Origin of the sequence: Bacillus sp. OV166 (assembly GCF_900177675.1) — a bacterium.
In the GTDB taxonomy this organism is placed as follows: Bacteria; Bacillota; Bacilli; order Bacillales; family Cytobacillaceae; genus Neobacillus.
Window position 1 is genome coordinate 2,472,983 of sequence record NZ_FXWM01000001.1, and the last position, 20,400, is coordinate 2,493,382.

Genomic DNA, 20,400 nt, shown 5'->3' on the forward strand with positions numbered 1-20,400 from the left:
AAGGTGGCTGAATGGCCACTTTTTATCTATTAATATAGAAAAGGAAGGTGTAGGAAAAAATGGGAGTATTAGTAGAAAAGATTGCAAATGAATTAATCGACGCAGAAAATCATCAATATTCTGTCGCACCGCTGACGGAGCGCTTTTCCGAATTGTCTGTAAGCGATGCCTATCAAATCCAACTAGAAGTAATCGGTAAAAAGTTAAAAGCAGGAAATGAAGTGATCGGGAAAAAGGTTGGGCTTACAAGTAAAGCAATGCAGCAAATGCTTGGAGTCGATGAACCTGATTATGGCCACCTATTAGATGATATGAAAATAACTGATGAATCAACAGTGAAAATTGCTGAATTTATCAGTCCGAAGGTTGAAGCGGAAATTGGTTTTATTTTAGAACAAGACTTAGTTGGTCCAAATGTGAATTATCTAGATGTGTTAATGGCTACCAAATATGTAGTACCTACCATCGAGATTATTGACAGCCGTATTTCTGAATGGAAAATCAAATTGATTGATACAGTGGCAGATAATGGCTCGTCAGCGAGAGTAGTAGTTGGGAAAAAGCTGAGCACGATTGAAGGCTTGGATTTGCGAACCCAAGGAATGGTCCTTTATAAAAATGATGAGCTTGTGGCCACAGGATCTGGAACGGCCGCTCTAGGACACCCCGCCCAAGCCGTCGCATGGTTAGCCAATAAATTACATGAATTTGGGATTACACTAAAAGCAGGTGAGTTAATTCTTCCCGGAGCACTTTCTGGTGCGATTGCAGTAAAAGAAGGCGACACGATACTAGCAAATTTTGGCCCATTAGGTAATGTATCTGTAACATTTAAGTAAGTAAGTTTTTTCTCGAATAAAAATTATTAAAAGTGGAGGTTCCATTATGACAATATTGCAGGGAACAGAACAAGAAATCGTAGACTACCTATTAGCTGCAGAAAAGGAAAAGCGGGAAGTCGAAAAAATCACCACTAGTTACCCTGATTTAACATTTAAGCATGCTTATGAAATACAACAAAAATTAATTGAGCAAAAAGAACAGGAGGGGCTTCGCCGAATTGGAGTGAAACTCGGTTTAACAAGTAAGGCAAAGCAAGAGATGATGGGTGTCCATGAAGCAATCTACGGTTATTTAATGAATGATATGCTTGTACCGGAATGGGAACCAGTCCAATTTAGCAGTTTAATTCATCCCAAAGCAGAGCCGGAAATTGCTTTCTTGATTAATGAAGACATCCAAGGAATTAATGTTACAGCCGAAGATATTTTAAAGGTGACGAAATATGTAGCACCAGCGATCGAAATTATTGATAGCCGTTACTTAGACTTCAAGTTTACTCTCGTAGACGTCGTTGCGGATAACTGTTCTTCCTCCAAATTTATAGTAGGGAACAAATGGGTATCGCCGGATGCTCTAAACCTGAAAGAAATTGGCGTATACATGTCTAAGAATTCAGAGGTTGCGACAACTGGGACCAGTGCTGCCGTATTAGGAGATCCAGCTGCTGCTGTTGCATGGGCTGTAAACAAGCTCGGAGAAACAGGAAGGGGATTAAAGAAAGGTGAAATCGTTCTTAGCGGTGCGATAACGGAGGCAATTAGCTTTCAACCCGGTGATACGATTTTGGCACAATTTGCAGATCTAGGCAGTGTCTCATTCTCCTGCAAATCATAGCTTCCCTTCACGCCCTAACTAAAATGACACAAGATTCGAGGAGGAATACGATGCTTTACACTTTAGAGTATGCAAAACAATTGGATCAAGAAGATATACTTAACAGATTTCGAGAAGAATTTTACATAAAGCCGAATTCCATTTATATGGACGGGAATTCATTGGGGCTGCTTTCGAAAAGAGCAGAACGGACGCTGTTGGAGTCCTTAAATGATTGGAAAGAGCATGGAATTGACGGTTGGACGAATGGGAACCACCCTTGGTTCTTTTTATCGGAAAAATTAGGAGAGATGATGGCTCCTCTAGTAGGTGGTTCAGCAAATGAAGTGATTGTAACAGGTTCCACAACTGTCAATTTGCATCAGTTAGTTGCTACTTTTTATAAGCCAGAAGGGACAAGGACTAAAATTTTGGCTGACGAATTAACCTTTCCATCAGATATTTATGCACTTCAAAGTCAGCTGCGTATTCATGGATTTGATCCCGATACACATCTTATTCGTGTAAAAAGTCGGGATGGTCGCTTTTTAGAGGAAGAAGATATTATCGAAGCGATGACTGATGAAATTGCGATTATCATTTTGCCAACAGTACTCTATCGAAGCGGCCAAATCTTGGATATGAAGCTTCTGACAGCTGAAGCGAACAGAAGAGGGATATTAATCGGTTTTGATGGATGTCATTCGATCGGAGCAATTCCGCATTCGTTTAGTGAATGGGGTGTAGATTTTGCCTATTGGTGCAATTATAAACATTTAAATGGTGGTCCAGGTAGTGTTGGAGGTTTATATGTGAATTCTAAACATTTTGGAACAGCCCCTGGTCTTGCTGGCTGGTTTGGTTCGAAAAAAGAGAAACAATTTGATATGGAGCACGCTTTAACACCGGCTGATTCAGCAGGAGCCTATCAGATTGGAACACCACATGTGCTTAGTCTCGCCCCTTTACTTGGTGCGTTGGAGATTTTTGCAGAAGCAGGAATTGAAAATATTCGCGCCAAGTCATTAAATATCAATCAATATTTAATGGATTTAATTAACCAAGAGCTGCATGACTTCGGATTCACGATTGGAAATCCTAGCGACGATATCCGTAGGGGTGGTCATGTAAGTTTAGAGCATGAAGAAGCTGCACGTATTTGCAAAGCGTTGAAAGAAAATGGTGTCATACCTGATTTCCGTGCTCCAAACATCATACGTCTTGCGCCAGTTGCACTTTATACCTCGTATACAGAGGTTTGGGAAGTGGTCCAAATTCTTAAGAAAATTATGACTGAAAAGCAATATGAAAAGTTTAAGAATGAACGAGAAGTTGTTGCTTAACCTAATGGAACGAGGAGGAATTATATGGCGAACAATAAAACTCATTTAAATAATGGAAATGGTTCAGAAAATGGGTTGAAGCGTGAATTAAAAACAAATCAACTGACAATGATAGCCATGGGATGTGCGATTGGAACGGGCCTTTTCCTAGGTAGTGGACTTGCCATTAGTACAGCTGGTCCTAGTGTATTAATCAGTTATGCCATTGGTGCTTTCATTGTCTTACTTTTAATGGGATGTTTATCAGAAATGACTGTTGCCCATCCAACATCAGGGTCGTTTGGTACTATTTCTGAGAAATATATTAGCCCGTTCGCTGGTTATCTTGTCCGCTATTCCTATTGGATTGCAAACGTACTTGCTGTTGGGGTAGAGGTAAGTGCAATTGCGGTATATATGAAGTTCTGGTTTCCTGATGTACCTGGGTTTGTTTGGATCTTATTGTTCGCGGCTGTATTGATTTATGTAAATGCAACAAGTGTTAATACTTTTGCCACATTTGAGTATTGGTTCTCGATGATCAAAATCAGTGCAATCGTTGGGTTTATTCTTCTTGGGGCTTACGTTTTCTTTGGAGGCTCGGCTAAGCCAGAAATGGGACCTGAGAACTTTGTCAATGCTGGAGGCTTCCTACCGTTCGGCTGGTGGGGAATGTGGGTGGCTATCTTTATATCTTTATTTAGCTTTCTAGGAACAGAATTGATTGCAGTAACAGCTGGGGAAGCGAAGGATCCTGATGTAGCGGTACCTAAAGCACTGAAAGCAACTGTCTTCCGTTTATCAACATTTTATATTATTACTCTTGGCATCATGCTAATGATTGTTCCTTGGAAATCAGCAGGAGTGGAAGAAAGTCCTTTCGTAAAGGTTATGGAACTCTTAAATATCCCAGGTGCAAGTGGAATAATGAATTTTATTATTTTAACCGCTGCCCTGTCAGCAATGAACAGTCAGTTATATGCTTCAACTCGGATGATGTTTTCACTATCACGAGGAAATTATGCACCAGCCTTTTTAGGTAAATTAAGCAAACAAGGGGTACCTTTAAGCGCTCTTGCTATATCTACACTCGGTATTTTTCTTGCGGCAGCCGTAAATGCATTATTACCAGAATCGTCTTACGCATTTATGATGGGGATTTCCATGTTTGGTGCGATATTCACGTGGTTTATGGTGTTTGTTTCTCATTTGTTTTTCCGAAAAAAGTGGGAGAAGGCAGGCGGCCGGAAATTGCCAGTTAAAATGCTTGGTTTTCCATATTTGACGATTTTAGGAGCGGTACTTCTACTGAGTTTAATGATCACCACATGGTTTACAGGTTTTAAAATCATGCTTCAATTCGGTATTCCTTGGTTACTGTTTTTATCTGCTGCCTACTTTATTTTTAATAAAAGAAGAAACAATCCTGAAAAGAACGAGTCAGATGCAGTTCTTAACAAAAAGGTAAATTAACGTGTTAAATACTCATAAATAACTTAACTACAATAGAATGATGGAGGTCTAATAGAATGAATTCACAAGAAAAAAACACAAACCCTGGGCTTGAGAAAGAGATTCAAACAGATTTTCAAAAAGCGATGTCATACGGGGATTATCTCCATCTTGATAAAATCTTATCCAGTCAGCATCGGCAGTCCGATCACCATGATGAAATGTTATTTATCGTTATCCATCAAGCCAGTGAATTATGGATGAAATTAATCATTCATGAATTGACAGCGGCAATTAAGTATATACAAAACAACGATTTAGAGCCATCATTCAAAATACTGTCGCGTGTTTCAAGAATACAACAGCAATTAATTCAGTCTTGGAGTGTTCTTTCTACTTTGACACCTGCTGAATACTTGGAGTTTCGGGATAAATTGGGTCAATCGTCAGGGTTCCAGTCTTACCAGAACCGTTTGATTGAATTTGCCTTAGGAAACAAAAATGTCCATACCTTAGCAGTCTATCAACATCAAACCGAGCTATACGAAAAAATGCAAGCGGCCCTGCATCAACCAAGTATTTATGATGCCGCGATACAGGCACTCGTTGCACGCGGATTACCTGTTGATCATGAGGTTCGCCATCGGGATTTGTCTAAAAACTATGAGCCGAATGCAAGCGTCGAAGAAGCATGGCTAACCGTCTATCGAAATGTTGATCAATACTGGGATTTATACGAGTTAGCGGAGAAGTTAGTTGATATTGGCAATCAACAGCAATTATGGCGTTTTAATCACATGAGTACGGTGGAAAGAATCATTGGTCATAAGCAGGGGACAGGTGGGTCGTCTGGTGTGACCTATTTAAAAAGAGTACTAGACCAACAATTTTTCCCAGAGCTTTGGAGTTTAAGAACGAAGCTTTAGTTTGAATAGTGTTGGGATACAAAAGGCCGCAAACCTAGTTATAAGGTTTGTGGTCTTTTCATACGTTTATTTTAACCCTCCAGGGGAGGCAGGACCCTGCCCACCGCAATGGTATTCTCAAGGTTTAGTTGGAGGTTTTAAAAACCATTGTTTTTATCAACCAAGTCAACAAGATTGTCCAAATGTATTTAATGGGTAAATTTAAAAATTTGTTATATCTTTTTCATGAAAAAAATTATGGTTCAGCTAAGGGGCATTACTGAAAAAAAGTTGCTGGGTCGTGATTAGAAGTTTTATAGTTTTTTACTCAAACACAGATTTCCAGTGTTGAAGAAGCATAGCAAACAAGTATAACGCTATGTAAATCAATAATTGGATCTATACGAGTTGGCAGAGAAGTTAGTCGATATTGGCAATCAATAGCAATTATGGCGTTTTAATCATATGAGTACGGTGGAAAGAATCATTGGTCATAAACTGGTGACAGGTGGGTCGTCTGGAGTGACCTATTAAAAAGAGTACTTGACCAACAATTTTTCCCAGAGCTTTGGAGTTTAAGTACGAAGTTATAGATTGAAAAGTGTTGGGATACAAAAGCTGCAAAACCTTGATAGGTATTGCGGTTTTTTTCATTGTTTTTTTAGGTTTAAAATAAAGTAAAGAATGGGAGCAACAGTCAATTGGGTTGTTGCTCTTTTAAGTATCTGCAGGTTTGCAGATGCTTTTTTGGGGGTTAGTAAAGAAAGACAAAAAATGTATGCATTAGAACCAGAATAATAAAAATGCTCAATTTATGAATAGAGAGCAATCCCTACTAATCCAGAAAGTACAATAATATAGGCGGGATGCCAGTTGAATTTTAGAAGAGCTACAAGTGACAATCCAAAGACAAGTAATAGGCTTAATATATGCCATGTAAAATGGAGACTTATAATGTTATTTGAAAGTGCAAACCTAACGGCTGCATAAAAAATTAAACTAGTGACAATCGGTCTTAACCCATAAAACATTGATTTTACAATTGGATAATGATTTAACTTAAGAAAACAGGTTGCTACAATAAGAACCAGAATGATAGATGGAAGCAAGATTCCTAAGGCAGAAATGATAGAACCCGTAATTCCAGCTGTTGAATACCCAACAAGAATAGCACAATTTGTTGCAATTGGACCAGGTGACATACCTGCGACGGCTATAACGTTTGTAAACTCTTGAGTTGTCATCCATCCATGCTTAATCACCTCTAGCTCTATGACCGGCATGATAGCGTATCCTCCACCAAAAGAAATTAAACCAACGACAAAAAACATTTTGAATAGTGCCCACAATATCATTGTTTTTATCCCTTCATTTTAAATTCCTGAGCCCATAAAATAATCGATATCATATACATCCGTTTCTTTCTGTTTGTCAAATTGGACTTTGTAGCCCAATTTTTCTTTTATATTGGTTAAAATAATACCTGCTGAAGCACCAGCTAGAATTGCAAATATAGGATGAATAAAGAAAAGAATAGGAATCCCTACCACAAAAAGCCCGAATGTGGATTTGTCAACAATCGCTGTTTTTCCAGTTTTGATAGCCGCATATACGATTAGGGCAACTATAGAAGCTCGAATTGAAAGGAAGGCAGCTGCTACTTTGGGATTACTCTGGAATAAACTGTACAAAATTCCTAGCGTAAGGACAATTAAAAAGGTCGGCAAGGAAACACCTAGCAGGGCGGCAATTGCCCCTCTTATCCCGCCTATTCTTTTTCCAATAAATGTTGCAGAGTTAATGGCAACAGCCCCTGGCACTGATTGAGCTAAGGCAAATATATCTGTAACATCTTCACTTTTTAACCAATTTTTTTTATCTACCACTTCTTTTTCAATTAAAGGGATCATGGCAAATCCACCACCGAATGTAACAGGACCTATTTTAAAAAAAGTCCAAAAAATTTGAAGCAATTTTTTCCAGTCTTTCTCCATCACATTCCCAACTTTCTTGGTTAGTTCTATCTGCATTTTTATCATGTATTCGTTCTTATACATAACGTTATCAGGTAAAATAGAAAAGGTAAATTGCAAGAAATGCATGGGGTATAACAGATTATTATACTTAAGAAAAATTTTCTCATTTATTTGTATGTTACAATCATATATACGGAGCTTTTCAATTATTGGAGTTGATTTCATTGAACATAGAAAACTTGAAAATGTTTTGTTTGGTAGTGGATGAAGGCAGCATAAGCCAAGCGGCACGATTAAGTTATGTGTCACAACCTGCCGTAACCAGGCAGATTCATCAATTGGAGAATTATTATGGAACGTTGTTGTTCGACCGATCAGAGGGGAAATTGACAGTAACAGAAACAGGAAGGATGCTCTATCCTTTTGCAAAAGCAATCGTCAATGACTTCGACCGATCAAAAGAAGTGATTAATCAAGTAACTGGCGAGTCAAATGCGAGCCTCATGGTAGGCGCTTCCTTGACAATTGGTGAGTATTTATTACCAAGCTTATTAGGTAGTTTTAAAAAACAAGCACCAGAAATAAAAGTAACATTAACCATTAAAAATACACCAAGTGTCTTAGAGGATTTAGCAAATAATGTAATCGATTTAGCGTTGGTAGAAGGTATGGTTGAAAATAAGAATTTTATTGTAGAGAAATTTGCTGATGATGAATTGGTTCTTGTATATCCTGCCGATCACCCGTGGAGGAATAGAACAGAAATCAATATAGAAGAATTGGCAAATGAACGAATGATTTGGCGTGAATCCATTTCAGGAACACGACTAATCGTAGAAAATGCGTTAAGGGATTATGGAGTTTTAGATCGAATGGAAAGCTATATGGAGATTGGCAGTACACAAGCAATTAAAAGTGCCGTAGAGGCGGGACTTGGAATTAGCATACTACCAAGGCTAACCGTGGCAAGAGAATTAGAACAAGGCTTTTTATATGAAATAAAAATGACAGGGATAGAAATAAAAAGAAATTTATGGCTGGTCAAAAAACCTCAGAGATTTCAAAGCATTGGAGTTTCAAATTTTGTTGATTTTATCCATTCATAAATAAGATAAGAAAATTTATAATTGAGAAAACTCTTCCTTTACAGGATGAAAGTTTTCTTAACACAATTAATTTATCTGAATTTTATAAATTTTTTGTTGAATGTGTAAGCGTTTACAAATATAATGTTAATAGGCAGATAGCAAACGTGGCCTATCTGGTTTATATCAATCCTAGAATATCAAAAGACTTTCAAGGACAACTAGCACATTCAGATGAATTTTTAGTGTTGCTTAATTTTGTACTGGGAGAGGAGAACTTGATATGGGTAAAGTTGAAAATTGTCTGATTAAATCTTGTAGGAATTTATTTTATAATGTAAAAGTAGATTACCGAGAACTAACGGATGAGGAACAATGGGAAATAATTACGAAGGCTTTCAAATATTAATTTAAAATATTTACTTTTTATTATAGTACATGCGGATAGAACGATACTCATTTGAGTGTCGTTCTTTTTTAAATAATCAAAAAGGAAGAGAAAACGTTTCTTCCTTTTAGACTATCCTAGATTTCGTTTAAAATCTTTTTAGGAGTTGGCAAGCATTTATTTACAGCTGAATTAACGGAAAAGAAACTACGAAAAACAACTATTCGAAAAGAGCCTAATTTAAAAAGCATGTTTTGAAACAAAATCTTCAAAAAATGCTCTTTCTGTGAATTTTCTATACAATTGGGTAAAAATTCATTTTTGCTAACATTTGCTCGTACCTGTTAAATTCATTTGTGTTATTTATTTCACTTACTGTTTTCAATGTAGTTAATGCACTTTCAATTAAAAATTCTCTAGGATCTTCTTTATTATTCATCAGTTCTTCTTGTATAAAATATAACAAATTTATATACGTGGCACTTTTAGGATTTTCCGCTTCAAATTTCTTTTCAATTACTTTTTTTACATTCAATGTGGCCATGGAAAATTCATTATTAAAAAAATCATGGTAATCTGATTTTTGAAGTAGTTGATTTATATCCTCTGGTACGAATAATTGGATGTCCTTTCTACTTATATCATCCAGAATCGTCATAACACGCTCCAAACAGTAAGCAGCAATTTGCCGTAATGGTATCGTTCTGTGCAATACATTACTTGTATTCAAAATATGTTCCATCATTCCTGAATAAAGAACGGCACAATCGACCATGTATTTTGCTTGGTTGTTTGGGAAAATATTTAAAAAACGTCCATATATCCATTTTAAATATAAATATCTCCCTTGCTTTATAAATTTAATCAGCTCTGGTTCATTAGATACGAGGACATCCTCAATGAGCTGATTTAATTTATTTTTTCTGTTATGTTCTATCATAAAATGGACCTGTTCAATGAAAATGTCCTTGTCTGTAATGTCTTCCCCAATGAGTAATTTATCTCTCTCCATTTTCATGTTATCTAGTATAAGATTATAAACCGCTTTAAACAATTCCCCTTTAGAAATAAAATAATTATAAAAGGACCCCTTTGAAATTCCGCTATGATTCAAGATATCTTGAATGGATGTAGCGTGATAACCCTTTTCAATAAAAAGTTCATGTGCTTTGTCTATAACATTCCTTTTTTTCTTATTCATCCTTTTTCCCCTTATGTCAAGTCTGACTTTTTCTCTATTTTTATTATACCACAATGAACCATTAGTATACTTTTGTACTAATGGTTCATTTATTTGTTGCTTGAGTATTCTGAAAATGGTAAGATAGGTTCTATAATTAAAGTACAAAAATATACTTTAAGTACAAATTTTATGAAAAAGGAGAATAATGTACATGTCAGAGAAAAGAACGTAACCAACAAATGGCAAATTCTTATTTAGAGCTATGAGGTATGAATGGATGAACTAATACATTCGCAAAAATGGGTTTTATCAAAGCGCATTAGAGGAGGAGTAAGGTTAATGAGCACGAAACGTTTACTTTTATTGAACATTATTATGTTACTTGTATTAGTCGGAGCAGGTGTAGGGGGGTATGCCTATTACAATCGAACTGCCAACTATTTAACGACAGATAATGCACAAATTGCTGGCCAACAAGTAACCATAGCTGCTCCTGCATCTGGGAAATTAACTGATTGGAAGGGCAATGTTGGTGACCGTTTTACGAAGGATTCTACTATAGGAACAATCACAACAACAGGGAAAGATGGAACACCTGAAAATATGAAAGTTACCCTTCCAACAGATGGAACGATTGTCCAAAATAATGCCGTGCAAAATTCCTTTGTTGCTGCAGGAACGCCGCTGGCACAAGTATATGATCTAACTAAATTATGGGTTACTGCAAATATTGACGAAACGGACATCGACGAAATTGCTGTAGGTCAAGATGTCGATATCTATGTGGATGCTTTTCCAAATAGCACGTTAAAAGGGAAAGTCCAACAAATCGGCTTAGCGACAGCGGGAACATTTTCTCTATTACCAAGTTCAAATACGACAGGTAATTACTCAAAAGTTACTCAAGTCGTTCCAGTTAAAGTAACGATAGATGATAATAAAGGTGTTGCAATTGTTCCCGGCATGAACGTAACCGTGCGAATTCAGAAGTAGGTGATAATATGTCAATATATATCACGGTTTATGTTGCACTAGCCCTGTTGTTATTGCTTTTCATCAATTTTAGGATGATGAAACAAAAAAAACCCAACTACGATCAAACGAAAATGATGAGGCAAGAGGTTAGGGAGAATATTGGTAAAGCTGATTTTAAGGTTGAAGAGTTTAAGGAAAGTAGTACTCGAACGGAACAGAGTGATACAAAAGTCCAGAAGAATGATCAACAAGATTTATCAGATCAATTGGAAAAAACGCTGGAAGATTCAGCTATTTCTGAATCAGCATTGAAAAACGTAGAAATTGAGGTTCAGCAGAAAGAAAAAATGAACCAGCCAATACAACAAGTTAAAGACGCAAAAAACGATGCAGGAACAGGGAAATTACTTGCGGCTCTGCTGATCGGTGCTTTTGTTGCCATTCTAAATCAAACCTTACTTAATGTGGCCATCCCACATATTATGAATGATTTAGGTATTTCTGCAAGTACCGTTCAATGGCTCTCAACCGGTTATATGTTAGTGAATGGGATCGCTATTCCTATATCAGCTTATCTTATTGAAAAGTTTGGAACAAGGAAGCTAATGATTGCGGCTATTTTTCTATTCACCTTAGGGTCGTTAGTTTGTTCCTTATCAGCCAACTTTAGTATGCTGATGATTGGAAGGATCATCCAAGCGTGTGGTGCTGGTATTATTATGCCCCTGTTAATGACTGTTTTTTTCGCATTGTTTCCTCCAGAAAAACGTGGAAAGGCAATGGGAATTATGGGTGTAGTTATGATATTTGCTCCTGCAATTGGTCCTACATTATCCGGGTGGCTCATTGGACATTATTCATGGAGATTATTGTTTGACATTGTCATTCCAATCGGAGTCCTTGATTTAATTCTTAGCTTCATGTGGATGAAAGACGTAACCAAGGTAACGAATCCTAAATTTGATTTCCCAGGATTTTTATTTTCGACATTAGGTTTCGGGTTCTTGTTATATGGTTTTAGTGAAGCAGGGAATAATGGCTGGACCAGTACTATCGTAGTATCAACATTAATCATAGGTACCATTTCATTTATCGCCTTTGTCTGGCGTGAACTGACTGCCGAGAAACCAATGCTTGATTTACGGGTCTTTAAATATGATATTTTCTCGCTGACGACTAAAATAAGTATGTTTGTTAATATGGCTATGTTTGGTGCAATGATCTTGCTCCCGATTTATTTGCAAAATATTCGCGGCTTTACGGCATTACAATCCGGTTTATTGATGCTTCCAGGTGCAATCGTGATGGGAATTATGTCACCAATTGCCGGTGCTCTTTTTGATAAAATCGGTTCAAAATGGCTTGCGGTAATCGGCTTAACAATTACGGTAATTACTTCATGGGGATTTACCAGTCTTAGTATGACTACAAGCTATAGCCATATTCTTTTTCTAAATGTGATGCGGATGTTTGGTATGTCCTTCATCATGATGACAGTCATGACAGAAGGTCTTAACCAATTACCTCGACAATTGGGGGCGCATGGAACGGCTGCCTCAAATACGGCAAGGCAGGTGGCAGGAAGTATTGGGACGGCGTTTCTTGTTACTGTCATGACGACAAGGCAAGGGATGCACGCAGGTGATTATGGTAGTGTCATCACAACCTCCAATCCTTTTATAGCTAGTAATTTTGCACATCTTGGCCAGGGTTTGGGGGCTTTAACACACATGCCGGCTGATGCGGGAAGGCAGCTTGCCACCTTTTTGATTTATGGTCAGACCATGCAACAAGCTACAATTGATGGAATTAATGATACCTTTATGGTTGCAACTGGAATTGCATTTGTAGCTTTGATTCTATCATTCTTTATTAAACGGTCACGAGTTAAAGAATAGTAGTGTAAATCAAGGTCTACTAATTTAATTTCTATTTGAAAGTAGGATAAAAAAATGGCAGATATAGGTCTTTTCATTATTCGATTGGCTGTTGGTCTTACGTTTGTAGGACATGGAGCCCAAAAGTTATTTGGCTGGTTTGGTGGACCGGGTCCAGTCAAGTTCGGTCAATGGTTAGGGTCGATCGGAATCAAGACGGGTGGAATAACTTGGGCGATTTTAGCAGGATTATTCGAACTAATTGGCGGTCTCCTTTTTTCGGCTGGCTTGCTGACATGGCTTGGGGCAATACTAATCATTATCGTTATGATTGACGCGATTTTTACCGTCCATCTCAAAAATGGCTTTTGGCTTAATGAAGGAGGCTATGAATACAACTTCATTTTGATTGCTGTTGTCCTTGGGGTGGCCCTAATTGGACCTGGGGATTACGTATTATTTTATAAGCCATAAGGCACAAATTAATGAATTTATTTTCAAATCCTTCTTCCTTAAATGTGACGGCCTTCTTCGTTTTATTCATTACATCTGCATTTTCAATACTGTATAATATACCCCTTGTAGTTGCCATCAATCGTTCTTCATTCGTCTCATGTAGAACAAAGTGACAACTACAAGCGGTGAAATTTGTTTAGTTCACTAAGAAACACAGATAAATCATTTATGCCGTGTTTGAGGGGATTGCATGAGCACCTTAACAACCTATTTATTTTAGAAAGAAGCATGAATCCATACTGGAGCATGCTTCTTTCTCTATCTAGTAAATCATTTGAAAATCATAAAGGAATACTTAAATTGTTAACATTAAAATTTCCAAGTTTGATATGTTTATCGCACCTGAGTCTCTAAGTTCTTTTATTCGATCCATATCAAGGATACTAATCGAACGGTTAGATACCGTGAAGTAGAGTTTGATCGGGGGCTGTATAACTCGATATAGAAGGTTGATGGATTATAAATAAGAGTTCACAAATCCGCCTATCGAATTAATAAAAAATTAGTCAAAAGATTGTTCAGCATGAATCATTTTGATAAACATAGAAACTTGTTGGAAAACAGTTTATTGGGTACGTAGGGTTTGTTAATGGCGAACCCTTGAGAAGATTCCTACTTTATGATGATGGAAAAATAATATTTCCTATTTTAATCATCCTTTTTAATTCATTATAAACAAACCCTCGTACAGCATAGTTGTGAAAGCAAATGCTCTAATGGTTCAAAATGAAGGACAAAGAAGCATAAATAATATTGAAAAAGATTTAAATAAAAAAATACAAAAAGATATTTTAGATACAGTGAAGAAAGGTGAAGGACTAGGAACAGATTTATTAAATATAAGTGAAAAATCTTATAGATACTATCAAAAAAAATGGGATGTAAATACGATAAAAGCATTTGACTTTCATTCTATAAAAAATATAAAAGTAATGATTCATATAGAACAAAGTGAAAACTACAAACGTTGAAACAATAAAACAAGTTTTCAAAACTTGGTGTTCTTGTGACTCTATTTAGTATTTGGTCCTCTTCCAGCGGGCAAGAACTAAGCCATTTTTTAGGAACCATTTTACCTTTTTATTTACCATTTTTGATGACGATCATTCCGATGCTCCTTCTACTCATCGCTATAATACGAAAGAAGTTCATAGACAAAAAACAAAAGGACACTCACCCATCAGGTTAGCATAACTGGCCTCCACCCCTTGGATAGGCACCGAGGCCCTGAAGCAAATCCATTAAAATAGCAAGGGCTATCACGAGGGAAAAAATAAGAAAGAAAATGAATATCCTTTTAATGAGTACACCTACTTTCCTCTTTACCTTATTATTTGATGATAAATTACTATATATCCATAAAGGATATTGAAACCGAAGAGGTAGTTTACCTACTTTACACCCATATTGTTATATCTTAAATAAAATTGTAATGTAGACAAGCCCCTCCGACATAGGATACACGGATGAGTATTTATGTTGTATAGGAGGGGTTCAATTGCCAAAAAAGTGGTTGCTTCTTTTTGTATTTGCTTTTTTTATATTGTCTAGTTTGTTTGTGGGTGTCCCGACAGGTTCAGCGGCTTCTGGAGGAAAACTTATTATCATTAACAAGACAACAAACCGGCTTGCTTACTTTGAAAACGGTCAGTTTAAAAAACAGTTTAAAGTAGGAACCGGGAGACAAAGATCGTATACACCAGAAGGCAAGTTTAAGATTGTTAATAAGATCAAGAACAGGCCGTACTATAAGGGACATATACCAGGTGGTGACCCTCGTAATCCGCTTGGTAACCGCTGGCTCGGTCTGAATGCCCGTGGAACATGGGGAACGACCTACGGGATTCATGGAAACAACAACCCAAGTTCCATTGGTGGATACGTTAGCAGCGGCTGTATCCGGATGTATGATAATGAAGTAGAATGGCTTTTTAATCAGGTGCCAACAGGTACTCCAGTAATCATCACATCTTCAGGGAAGTCTTTCAATGCGATTGCAACAGCCAATGGGTATAAAGTTAATGGCGGGTCTAGTGCACCATCTGTTCCTGTTAGTTCCACTGGAGAAATCCTTAAAAAAGGCAGTCGGGGTCCTGCCGTCCAAGAGCTTCAGCGCAAGCTGACCTCACTTGGATACAGTACGAAAGGTGTGGATGGTGTCTTTGGAGCAAACACAGATACTGCGGTCCGCAAATTTCAAAAGGCACGTAAATTAACAATTGATGGGGTTGTGGGGCCAGCCACGAAAAAAGCACTCGGAATTAAATAATGGCTGTGTTAAAGGTCACTGTTGATTTTATAGCCGAGTTGATTGAAGCGCCTGGAGCGGAAATCAACAGCCCAGTTTAACAGAGCCTAAATAATAAATATAAACTAGTTGCTCCAATTGATGAGCAACTTTTTTTTGTATAGACAATAAAAACAAAAACACTTTATTATTACCAAAAATAAACGCATGAAAAAGAAGAAAATTACACAAATTTAATATAAAAACCTTTACATAGAGTAAGATTTTAAATTTTTGGAGGTAATGGTATGAGTCGATTGGACAGGCTCAAGATGGAGAAAGTGGAACCAAAGCATTGGCGTCAGTTCAACGAGTTATTGCGTTATGTGTTCCAAGTAACCAAAAAAGACCTGCAAACGGTAGGGTGGGAGGAACGTGAAATAGCATTAGCAAAACTGCCTGTTTTGGAACAGGCAGATGTGTTGGGTTGGTTTGATGGTGAAAAATTGATTTCCCAAGTAGCTGTCTATCCCTTTCAAGTAAATATTTTTGGACGAACATTTGAAATGGGAGGCTTGACAGGTGTAGGCACCTATCCGGAATACGCAAATTTGGGATTAATGAATAAGTTGATTTGGCAAGCGCTCGCAGATATGAAAGAAAGAAAACAATCGATTACCTATTTATATCCATATTCATTACCTTTTTACCGGAAAAGAGGTTGGGAGATTATTTCCGATAAGATGACCTTTGAAATAAAAGACTATCAATTGCCGAGGGTAAAAAAAGTGTCAGGCTATGTTGATCGGCTAACTACAGATCATCCTGATATTAAAACGGTTTACAAACTCTTTTCTAGTAAACGCCATGCCGCTATGATTCGAAATAATTTGGCCTGGGAGGAATATTGGAGATGGGATTTGGAGGATTTAACAGCAGCTGTATATTATGATAGTTCCCACCAGCCCCAAGGGTATCTATTGTACTGGATTTCACATGATGTGCTTCATATTAAAGAAATGGTCTATATGAATGAAGAGGCGCGGATTGGACTTTGGAATTTCATCAGTGCCCATTTTTCTATGGTTTCAAAGGTTTTAGGGGCCATCTATACGGATGAACCATTGGCATTTTGGCTGGAAGACGGGGATATTAAAGAAACAATCGCACCCTATTTTATGGCAAGAATTGTGGATGTTAAACAGTTTATAAATCAATACCCGTTTAGAGCACCAGGCATAGATATAAACCTGACAATCTTGCTTAATGATCCACTACTTGAGTGGAACCAGGGATTATTCACACTCCATGTTTCCGCCGCAGGTCAGGGAGAACTGACTCAAAGTGAGGATCAGCCTCTAGTGGCTGTTGATATCCAAACACTGACGACAATGTTATTCGGGTACAAACGACCATCCTATTTGGCAGCTATCGGTAGATTAAGCAGCAATGACCAAACCGTGGAAATATTGGAGAATTTAATTGAACGACAGACTCCATATTTCTCAGATTATTTTTGAATTAGATAAAGAAACAGTTAATTTCCTCTTTCAAAAAAATAAGGAAGAGGATTTTTATTAATTAGTTGTTAAAAATAAATATACCAACAAAGGGCAAATATAGTTTATTATTATGGAATAATATTTTTATCTTAAAGGAGATTTTTAATGAATTTTTCTGCCAAACAAATTGTCTTTATTAGTTTTATGCTTTTTTCAATGTTTTTCGGTGCAGGTAACCTTATATTTCCACCTTTTCTAGGGCAATCAGCGGGTACCCATCTTTGGACAGCTCTTGCTGGTTTTATAGTTTCAGCTGTTGGACTACCTATTTTAGGCGTTATAGCGGTTGCAAAGGCAGGAAGCTTTAACGAGCTAAACCAAAGGGTACATCCTTTTTTTGCTTTCATTTTCCCATTTTTGATTTATATCGCTATCGGACCTGGACTAGCTATTCCTCGTGCAGGGAGTCTTGCGTTTGAAATGGGGTTAGCTCCTTTTTTGCCAGGACATTTAGTAGGTAACCCAGTTTCTTTGTTAGTCTATAGCATCATCTTTTTTGGATTAGTGGCATGGTTGTGTATGTTTCCGTCGAAACTTATTGACCTTTTCGGGAAATTATTGACTCCTATTCTTTTGGCTTTAATTACGATAATTTTTATAAAGAGCTTAATTGACCCAATAGGTACATTTGCAGTACCGAAGGGAAATTATGAGACAAACCCTGTATTTCAAGGGGTGTTAGATGGTTATTTAACTATGGATGCACTGGCTGCTTTAGCTTTTGGTATCGTGATATCAAACACATTAAAAGCTCAAGGTGTCCACGACAACAAAAAAAGATCTTTATACATGATGTACGCAGGATTAGGTGCTGGAGTACTGCTAACCGTGATTTATCTGATATTAGGGTATTTAGGTGCGGCAAGTTCCTCTTTAGGACAAACTGAAAATGGAGCACAAATATTATCCAATGTAATGACTCACTTATTTGGTCAAAGCGGCACCTTTATTTTAGGATTAGTCTTTACAATTGCATGTTTCTGCGTGTCAATTGGTTTAGTTACTTCCTGCAGTCAATTTTTCGCAAATGCCATTCCAAAAATAGATTATAAGAAGTGGGTTATTATATTATCTGTACTGAGTACCGCCATTGCAAATTTAGGATTAACGCAAATATTACAGATTTCCGTTCCGATACTTGGGATGATCTACCCGTTGGCGATCGTAATTATCTTTTTAGGCCTCATCGATGATTTTATTAAAAGATATCCGCAGATTTATATCTATGTTGTAAGCTTTGTTGCCGTTTTTAGTATCATAGATACGATTAATAAAACTTTCCTTGCAAATAAATGGAGTGGATTACTTGATATTCTTCCTTTTTACATGGAAGGACTTGGGTGGATAGTCCCAGCTCTAATTGGTTTAATAATGGGGTATCTTATTGGGACGTTAAGTGGTACCTCATCAGAAAACAAAAACCATTCGAGGTAATAGAAGATAATAATTTACATTAAAAAACACGGCTGAATCTAACCGTGTTTTTTGTCGGCTTTTTTCTCACTTAGAGCGCGGTAAATTTGCGTATACATACTGCCTTGAACAATATTTTGTAGGAAAAAGTCTCCAATAAGCTTTAAGTATTCTTCATCCTCAAACATTTTTTTGTTTTGTAATTCCATTTCAGCTAAGCCTTCATATTTGGTAAGTAGTGCATATGTATGATCCTCACCTGAAACGGGTGTTAAGATCTCGACATTTTGATCATAATTCTCATTTCTGAATGTTTTTAGTTCCTTTAAATTTTCAATACCTTCCTTAAATTTATCCTGTTTGATCTCAAATGTCTGATACACAAAAATTGCCACTTGCAGCATCCCCTAGATGATATTTTACAAACCTATCATTACATTTCCCTCAGATACTAAATTTATTCTTCAATCAATGTTCTTCCATTAAAGCAGTAGGTTCCACGTTGGAAATGGAAATATTTCGATCCACTTAAAAATCTCCTCTGGAGAATAATATCAATAGAAAACCTAGATATGAAAGGATTAGGTGGAAAAATGGAATCATACCAACCAGGACAAATCGTTCATATAATTATTCGGAACCCGCATGCACAGGATGTAGCCAATATCCAAGAAGCCGCAGTTGTGCAGAATCCTGAGAACCCTGATCAACTAGCACTTTTTATCTACGAAACCTATTACCCTTTAACAGATGAAATTGCTGTCTATTCGTCGGCTAATGAGGCGGAATCTGCTTATCAGGAGGCGTTTGGAATGGCAGAGATGGGGGATTATTATGGTTAAGCCTTTTGTTCCTCAACTTGTTTACGTTGAACCAAGTGCACTGGAATATCCACTTGGGAAAGAGTTAATTGCCAAATTTGAACATATGGGCATTGAAATAAGGGAAACAACTTCACACAATCAAATAAGAAATTTACCTGGGGATAATGATTTTCAAAAATACCGCAACGCTAAATCCACGTTGGTCATTGGGGTAAGGAAAACATTAAAGTTTGATACCTCCAAACCATCTGCAGAATATGCCATCCCGTTTGTGACAGGATGTATGGGCCATTGCCATTATTGCTATTTACAGACAACTATGGGCAGTAAACCTTATATTCGTACATATGTCAATCTTGAAGATATTTTTGAGGCTGCAGAGAATTACATGAAAGAACGTGCACCTGAACCAACCAGGTTTGAAGCCTCCTGTACATCCGATATCGTAGGCGTTGACCATTTGACCCATACATTAAAAAAGGCGATAGAGTTTTTCGGACAGTCTGAATATGGCATGCTCCGCTTTGTAACTAAATTTGCCCATGTAGACCATTTACTTGATGCTAAACACAATGGAAAAACTCGTTTTCGCTTTAGTGTTAATGACGATTATATTATCAAGAACTTTGAACCGGGAACATCAAGACTGCCCGATAGAATAGAGGCAGCAGGTAAAGTGGCATGCGCTGGGTTTCCTTTAGGTTTCATTATTGCCCCGATATATCTGCATGAGGGATGGAAGGAAGGATATAAAGAAATGTTAGAAAAACTGGAGGCGGAACTTCCGGAGTCGGCTAAACAGGATTTAACCTTTGAAATGATTCAGCATCGTTTTACAAAACCAGCTAAGCGTGTGATTCAAAAAAATTACCCGATGACAAAACTTGAATTAGATGAGACCAAACGTAAATGGAAATGGGGGCGCTACGGGATTGGTAAATTCGTTTATACGAATGAAGAGCAAGAAGATATAAAAGATACTCTTGGCAGATATATTAACACCTATTTTCCGCAAGCAAAAATAGAATATTTCACATAG

General features: G+C 37.2%; 19 protein-coding genes and 1 pseudogene. 16 read left to right on the top strand and 4 right to left on the bottom strand.

The features are described 5' to 3' along the window. The first annotated feature begins 59 nt into the window (after positions 1-59). The 6 genes and pseudogenes from CCK98_RS11785 to CCK98_RS11810 form a co-directional block, all read left to right on the top strand. Positions 60-839, top strand: a complete 780-nt coding sequence (locus tag CCK98_RS11785; protein WP_088086758.1) for a 2-keto-4-pentenoate hydratase — start codon at positions 60-62, stop codon at positions 837-839. Positions 840-885: 46 nt separating this feature from the next. Further along, on the top strand, positions 886-1,677 hold the full coding sequence (locus tag CCK98_RS11790; protein WP_088086759.1) for a 2-keto-4-pentenoate hydratase: 792 nt from the start codon (positions 886-888) through the stop codon (positions 1,675-1,677). A 50-nt stretch (positions 1,678-1,727) separates the two neighbouring features. Beyond that, positions 1,728-2,999 (top strand): kynureninase, encoded by a 1,272-nt coding sequence (gene kynU / locus CCK98_RS11795; protein WP_088086760.1) that lies wholly within the window; start codon positions 1,728-1,730, stop codon positions 2,997-2,999. 24 nt (positions 3,000-3,023) lie between these two features. Next, positions 3,024-4,451: an amino acid permease gene (locus CCK98_RS11800; protein ID WP_088086761.1), complete on the top strand. Its 1,428-nt coding sequence runs from the start codon at positions 3,024-3,026 to the stop codon at positions 4,449-4,451. 56 nt (positions 4,452-4,507) lie between these two features. Further along, complete coding sequence (gene kynA, locus CCK98_RS11805; protein ID WP_088086762.1) at positions 4,508-5,356, top strand: tryptophan 2,3-dioxygenase; 849 nt, start codon at positions 4,508-4,510, stop codon at positions 5,354-5,356. A gap of 375 nt (positions 5,357-5,731) precedes the next feature. Next, positions 5,732-5,928: pseudogene (locus CCK98_RS11810) on the top strand (tryptophan 2,3-dioxygenase family protein); the annotation flags it as partial. A 219-nt stretch (positions 5,929-6,147) separates the two neighbouring features. Here CCK98_RS11810 and CCK98_RS11815 read toward each other — a convergent pair. Beyond that, on the bottom strand, positions 6,148-6,690 hold the full coding sequence (locus CCK98_RS11815) for a chromate transporter (protein WP_088086763.1): 543 nt from the start codon (positions 6,688-6,690) through the stop codon (positions 6,148-6,150). Positions 6,691-6,708: 18 nt separating this feature from the next. After that, positions 6,709-7,329: a chromate transporter gene (locus CCK98_RS11820; RefSeq protein WP_088090377.1), complete on the bottom strand. Its 621-nt coding sequence runs from the start codon at positions 7,327-7,329 to the stop codon at positions 6,709-6,711. Between the two features lie 206 nt (positions 7,330-7,535). On the opposite strand from CCK98_RS11820, the gene CCK98_RS11825 reads away from it, so the two are divergent. Further along, positions 7,536-8,417: a LysR family transcriptional regulator gene (locus CCK98_RS11825; RefSeq protein ID WP_088086764.1), complete on the top strand. Its 882-nt coding sequence runs from the start codon at positions 7,536-7,538 to the stop codon at positions 8,415-8,417. Between the two features lie 662 nt (positions 8,418-9,079). Here CCK98_RS11825 and CCK98_RS11830 read toward each other — a convergent pair. After that, a complete protein-coding gene (locus CCK98_RS11830) occupies positions 9,080-9,985 on the bottom strand; it encodes a TetR/AcrR family transcriptional regulator (protein WP_088086765.1) in 906 nt (301 codons plus the stop codon). Positions 9,986-10,306: 321 nt separating this feature from the next. Here CCK98_RS11830 and CCK98_RS11835 point away from each other — a divergent pair, with 321 nt between their 5' ends. The 7 genes from CCK98_RS11835 (at position 10,307) to brnQ (ending at position 18,558) form a co-directional block, all read left to right on the top strand. Then, positions 10,307-10,960 (top strand): HlyD family secretion protein, encoded by a 654-nt coding sequence (locus CCK98_RS11835; RefSeq protein WP_088086766.1) that lies wholly within the window; start codon positions 10,307-10,309, stop codon positions 10,958-10,960. An 8-nt stretch (positions 10,961-10,968) separates the two neighbouring features. Further along, complete coding sequence (locus tag CCK98_RS11840) at positions 10,969-12,840, top strand: DHA2 family efflux MFS transporter permease subunit (RefSeq protein ID WP_088086767.1); 1,872 nt, start codon at positions 10,969-10,971, stop codon at positions 12,838-12,840. 54 nt (positions 12,841-12,894) lie between these two features. Continuing rightward, positions 12,895-13,293, top strand: coding sequence for a DoxX family protein (locus CCK98_RS11845; RefSeq protein WP_088086768.1), 399 nt, complete (start codon positions 12,895-12,897; stop codon positions 13,291-13,293). Between the two features lie 713 nt (positions 13,294-14,006). Next, positions 14,007-14,306: a Ger(x)C family spore germination C-terminal domain-containing protein gene (locus tag CCK98_RS11850; RefSeq protein ID WP_256942547.1), complete on the top strand. Its 300-nt coding sequence runs from the start codon at positions 14,007-14,009 to the stop codon at positions 14,304-14,306. 527 nt (positions 14,307-14,833) lie between these two features. Then, positions 14,834-15,604 carry a L,D-transpeptidase family protein gene (locus CCK98_RS36800; protein ID WP_088086770.1) on the top strand — a complete coding sequence of 257 codons (771 nt, stop codon included), beginning with the start codon at positions 14,834-14,836 and terminating at the stop codon, positions 15,602-15,604. A 266-nt stretch (positions 15,605-15,870) separates the two neighbouring features. Beyond that, entirely contained in the window at positions 15,871-17,082 is a 1,212-nt protein-coding gene (gene eis, locus CCK98_RS11860; protein WP_088086771.1) for an enhanced intracellular survival protein Eis, read from the top strand. A gap of 147 nt (positions 17,083-17,229) precedes the next feature. Next, a complete protein-coding gene (gene brnQ / locus CCK98_RS11865) occupies positions 17,230-18,558 on the top strand; it encodes a branched-chain amino acid transport system II carrier protein (protein ID WP_088086772.1) in 1,329 nt (442 codons plus the stop codon). A gap of 38 nt (positions 18,559-18,596) precedes the next feature. On the opposite strand, the gene CCK98_RS11870 is transcribed toward brnQ, so the two are convergent. Continuing rightward, on the bottom strand, positions 18,597-18,932 hold the full coding sequence (locus CCK98_RS11870) for a hypothetical protein (protein WP_088086773.1): 336 nt from the start codon (positions 18,930-18,932) through the stop codon (positions 18,597-18,599). Between the two features lie 198 nt (positions 18,933-19,130). Between CCK98_RS11870 and CCK98_RS11875 the strand changes: the two genes are divergently transcribed. Further along, a complete protein-coding gene (locus CCK98_RS11875) occupies positions 19,131-19,379 on the top strand; it encodes a transcriptional regulator SplA domain-containing protein (RefSeq protein WP_088090378.1) in 249 nt (82 codons plus the stop codon). Beyond that, positions 19,372-20,400, top strand: a complete 1,029-nt coding sequence (splB, locus tag CCK98_RS11880; RefSeq protein ID WP_088086774.1) for a spore photoproduct lyase — start codon at positions 19,372-19,374, stop codon at positions 20,398-20,400. Before CCK98_RS11875 ends, splB begins: the two co-directional genes overlap by 8 nt.

Coding starts and splice junctions, on each gene's coding strand:
- CCK98_RS11785 (WP_088086758.1), top strand. CDS start 60: ATGGGAGTATTAGTAGAAAAGATTGCAAATGAATTAATCGACGCAGAA.
- CCK98_RS11790 (WP_088086759.1), top strand. CDS start 886: ATGACAATATTGCAGGGAACAGAACAAGAAATCGTAGACTACCTATTA.
- kynU (WP_088086760.1), top strand. CDS start 1,728: ATGCTTTACACTTTAGAGTATGCAAAACAATTGGATCAAGAAGATATA.
- CCK98_RS11800 (WP_088086761.1), top strand. CDS start 3,024: ATGGCGAACAATAAAACTCATTTAAATAATGGAAATGGTTCAGAAAAT.
- kynA (WP_088086762.1), top strand. CDS start 4,508: ATGAATTCACAAGAAAAAAACACAAACCCTGGGCTTGAGAAAGAGATT.
- CCK98_RS11815 (WP_088086763.1), bottom strand. CDS start 6,690: ATGATATTGTGGGCACTATTCAAAATGTTTTTTGTCGTTGGTTTAATT.
- CCK98_RS11820 (WP_088090377.1), bottom strand. CDS start 7,329: ATGGAGAAAGACTGGAAAAAATTGCTTCAAATTTTTTGGACTTTTTTT.
- CCK98_RS11830 (WP_088086765.1), bottom strand. CDS start 9,985: ATGAATAAGAAAAAAAGGAATGTTATAGACAAAGCACATGAACTTTTT.
- CCK98_RS11835 (WP_088086766.1), top strand. CDS start 10,307: ATGAGCACGAAACGTTTACTTTTATTGAACATTATTATGTTACTTGTA.
- CCK98_RS11840 (WP_088086767.1), top strand. CDS start 10,969: ATGTCAATATATATCACGGTTTATGTTGCACTAGCCCTGTTGTTATTG.
- CCK98_RS11845 (WP_088086768.1), top strand. CDS start 12,895: ATGGCAGATATAGGTCTTTTCATTATTCGATTGGCTGTTGGTCTTACG.
- eis (WP_088086771.1), top strand. CDS start 15,871: ATGAGTCGATTGGACAGGCTCAAGATGGAGAAAGTGGAACCAAAGCAT.
- brnQ (WP_088086772.1), top strand. CDS start 17,230: ATGAATTTTTCTGCCAAACAAATTGTCTTTATTAGTTTTATGCTTTTT.
- CCK98_RS11875 (WP_088090378.1), top strand. CDS start 19,131: ATGGAATCATACCAACCAGGACAAATCGTTCATATAATTATTCGGAAC.
- splB (WP_088086774.1), top strand. CDS start 19,372: ATGGTTAAGCCTTTTGTTCCTCAACTTGTTTACGTTGAACCAAGTGCA.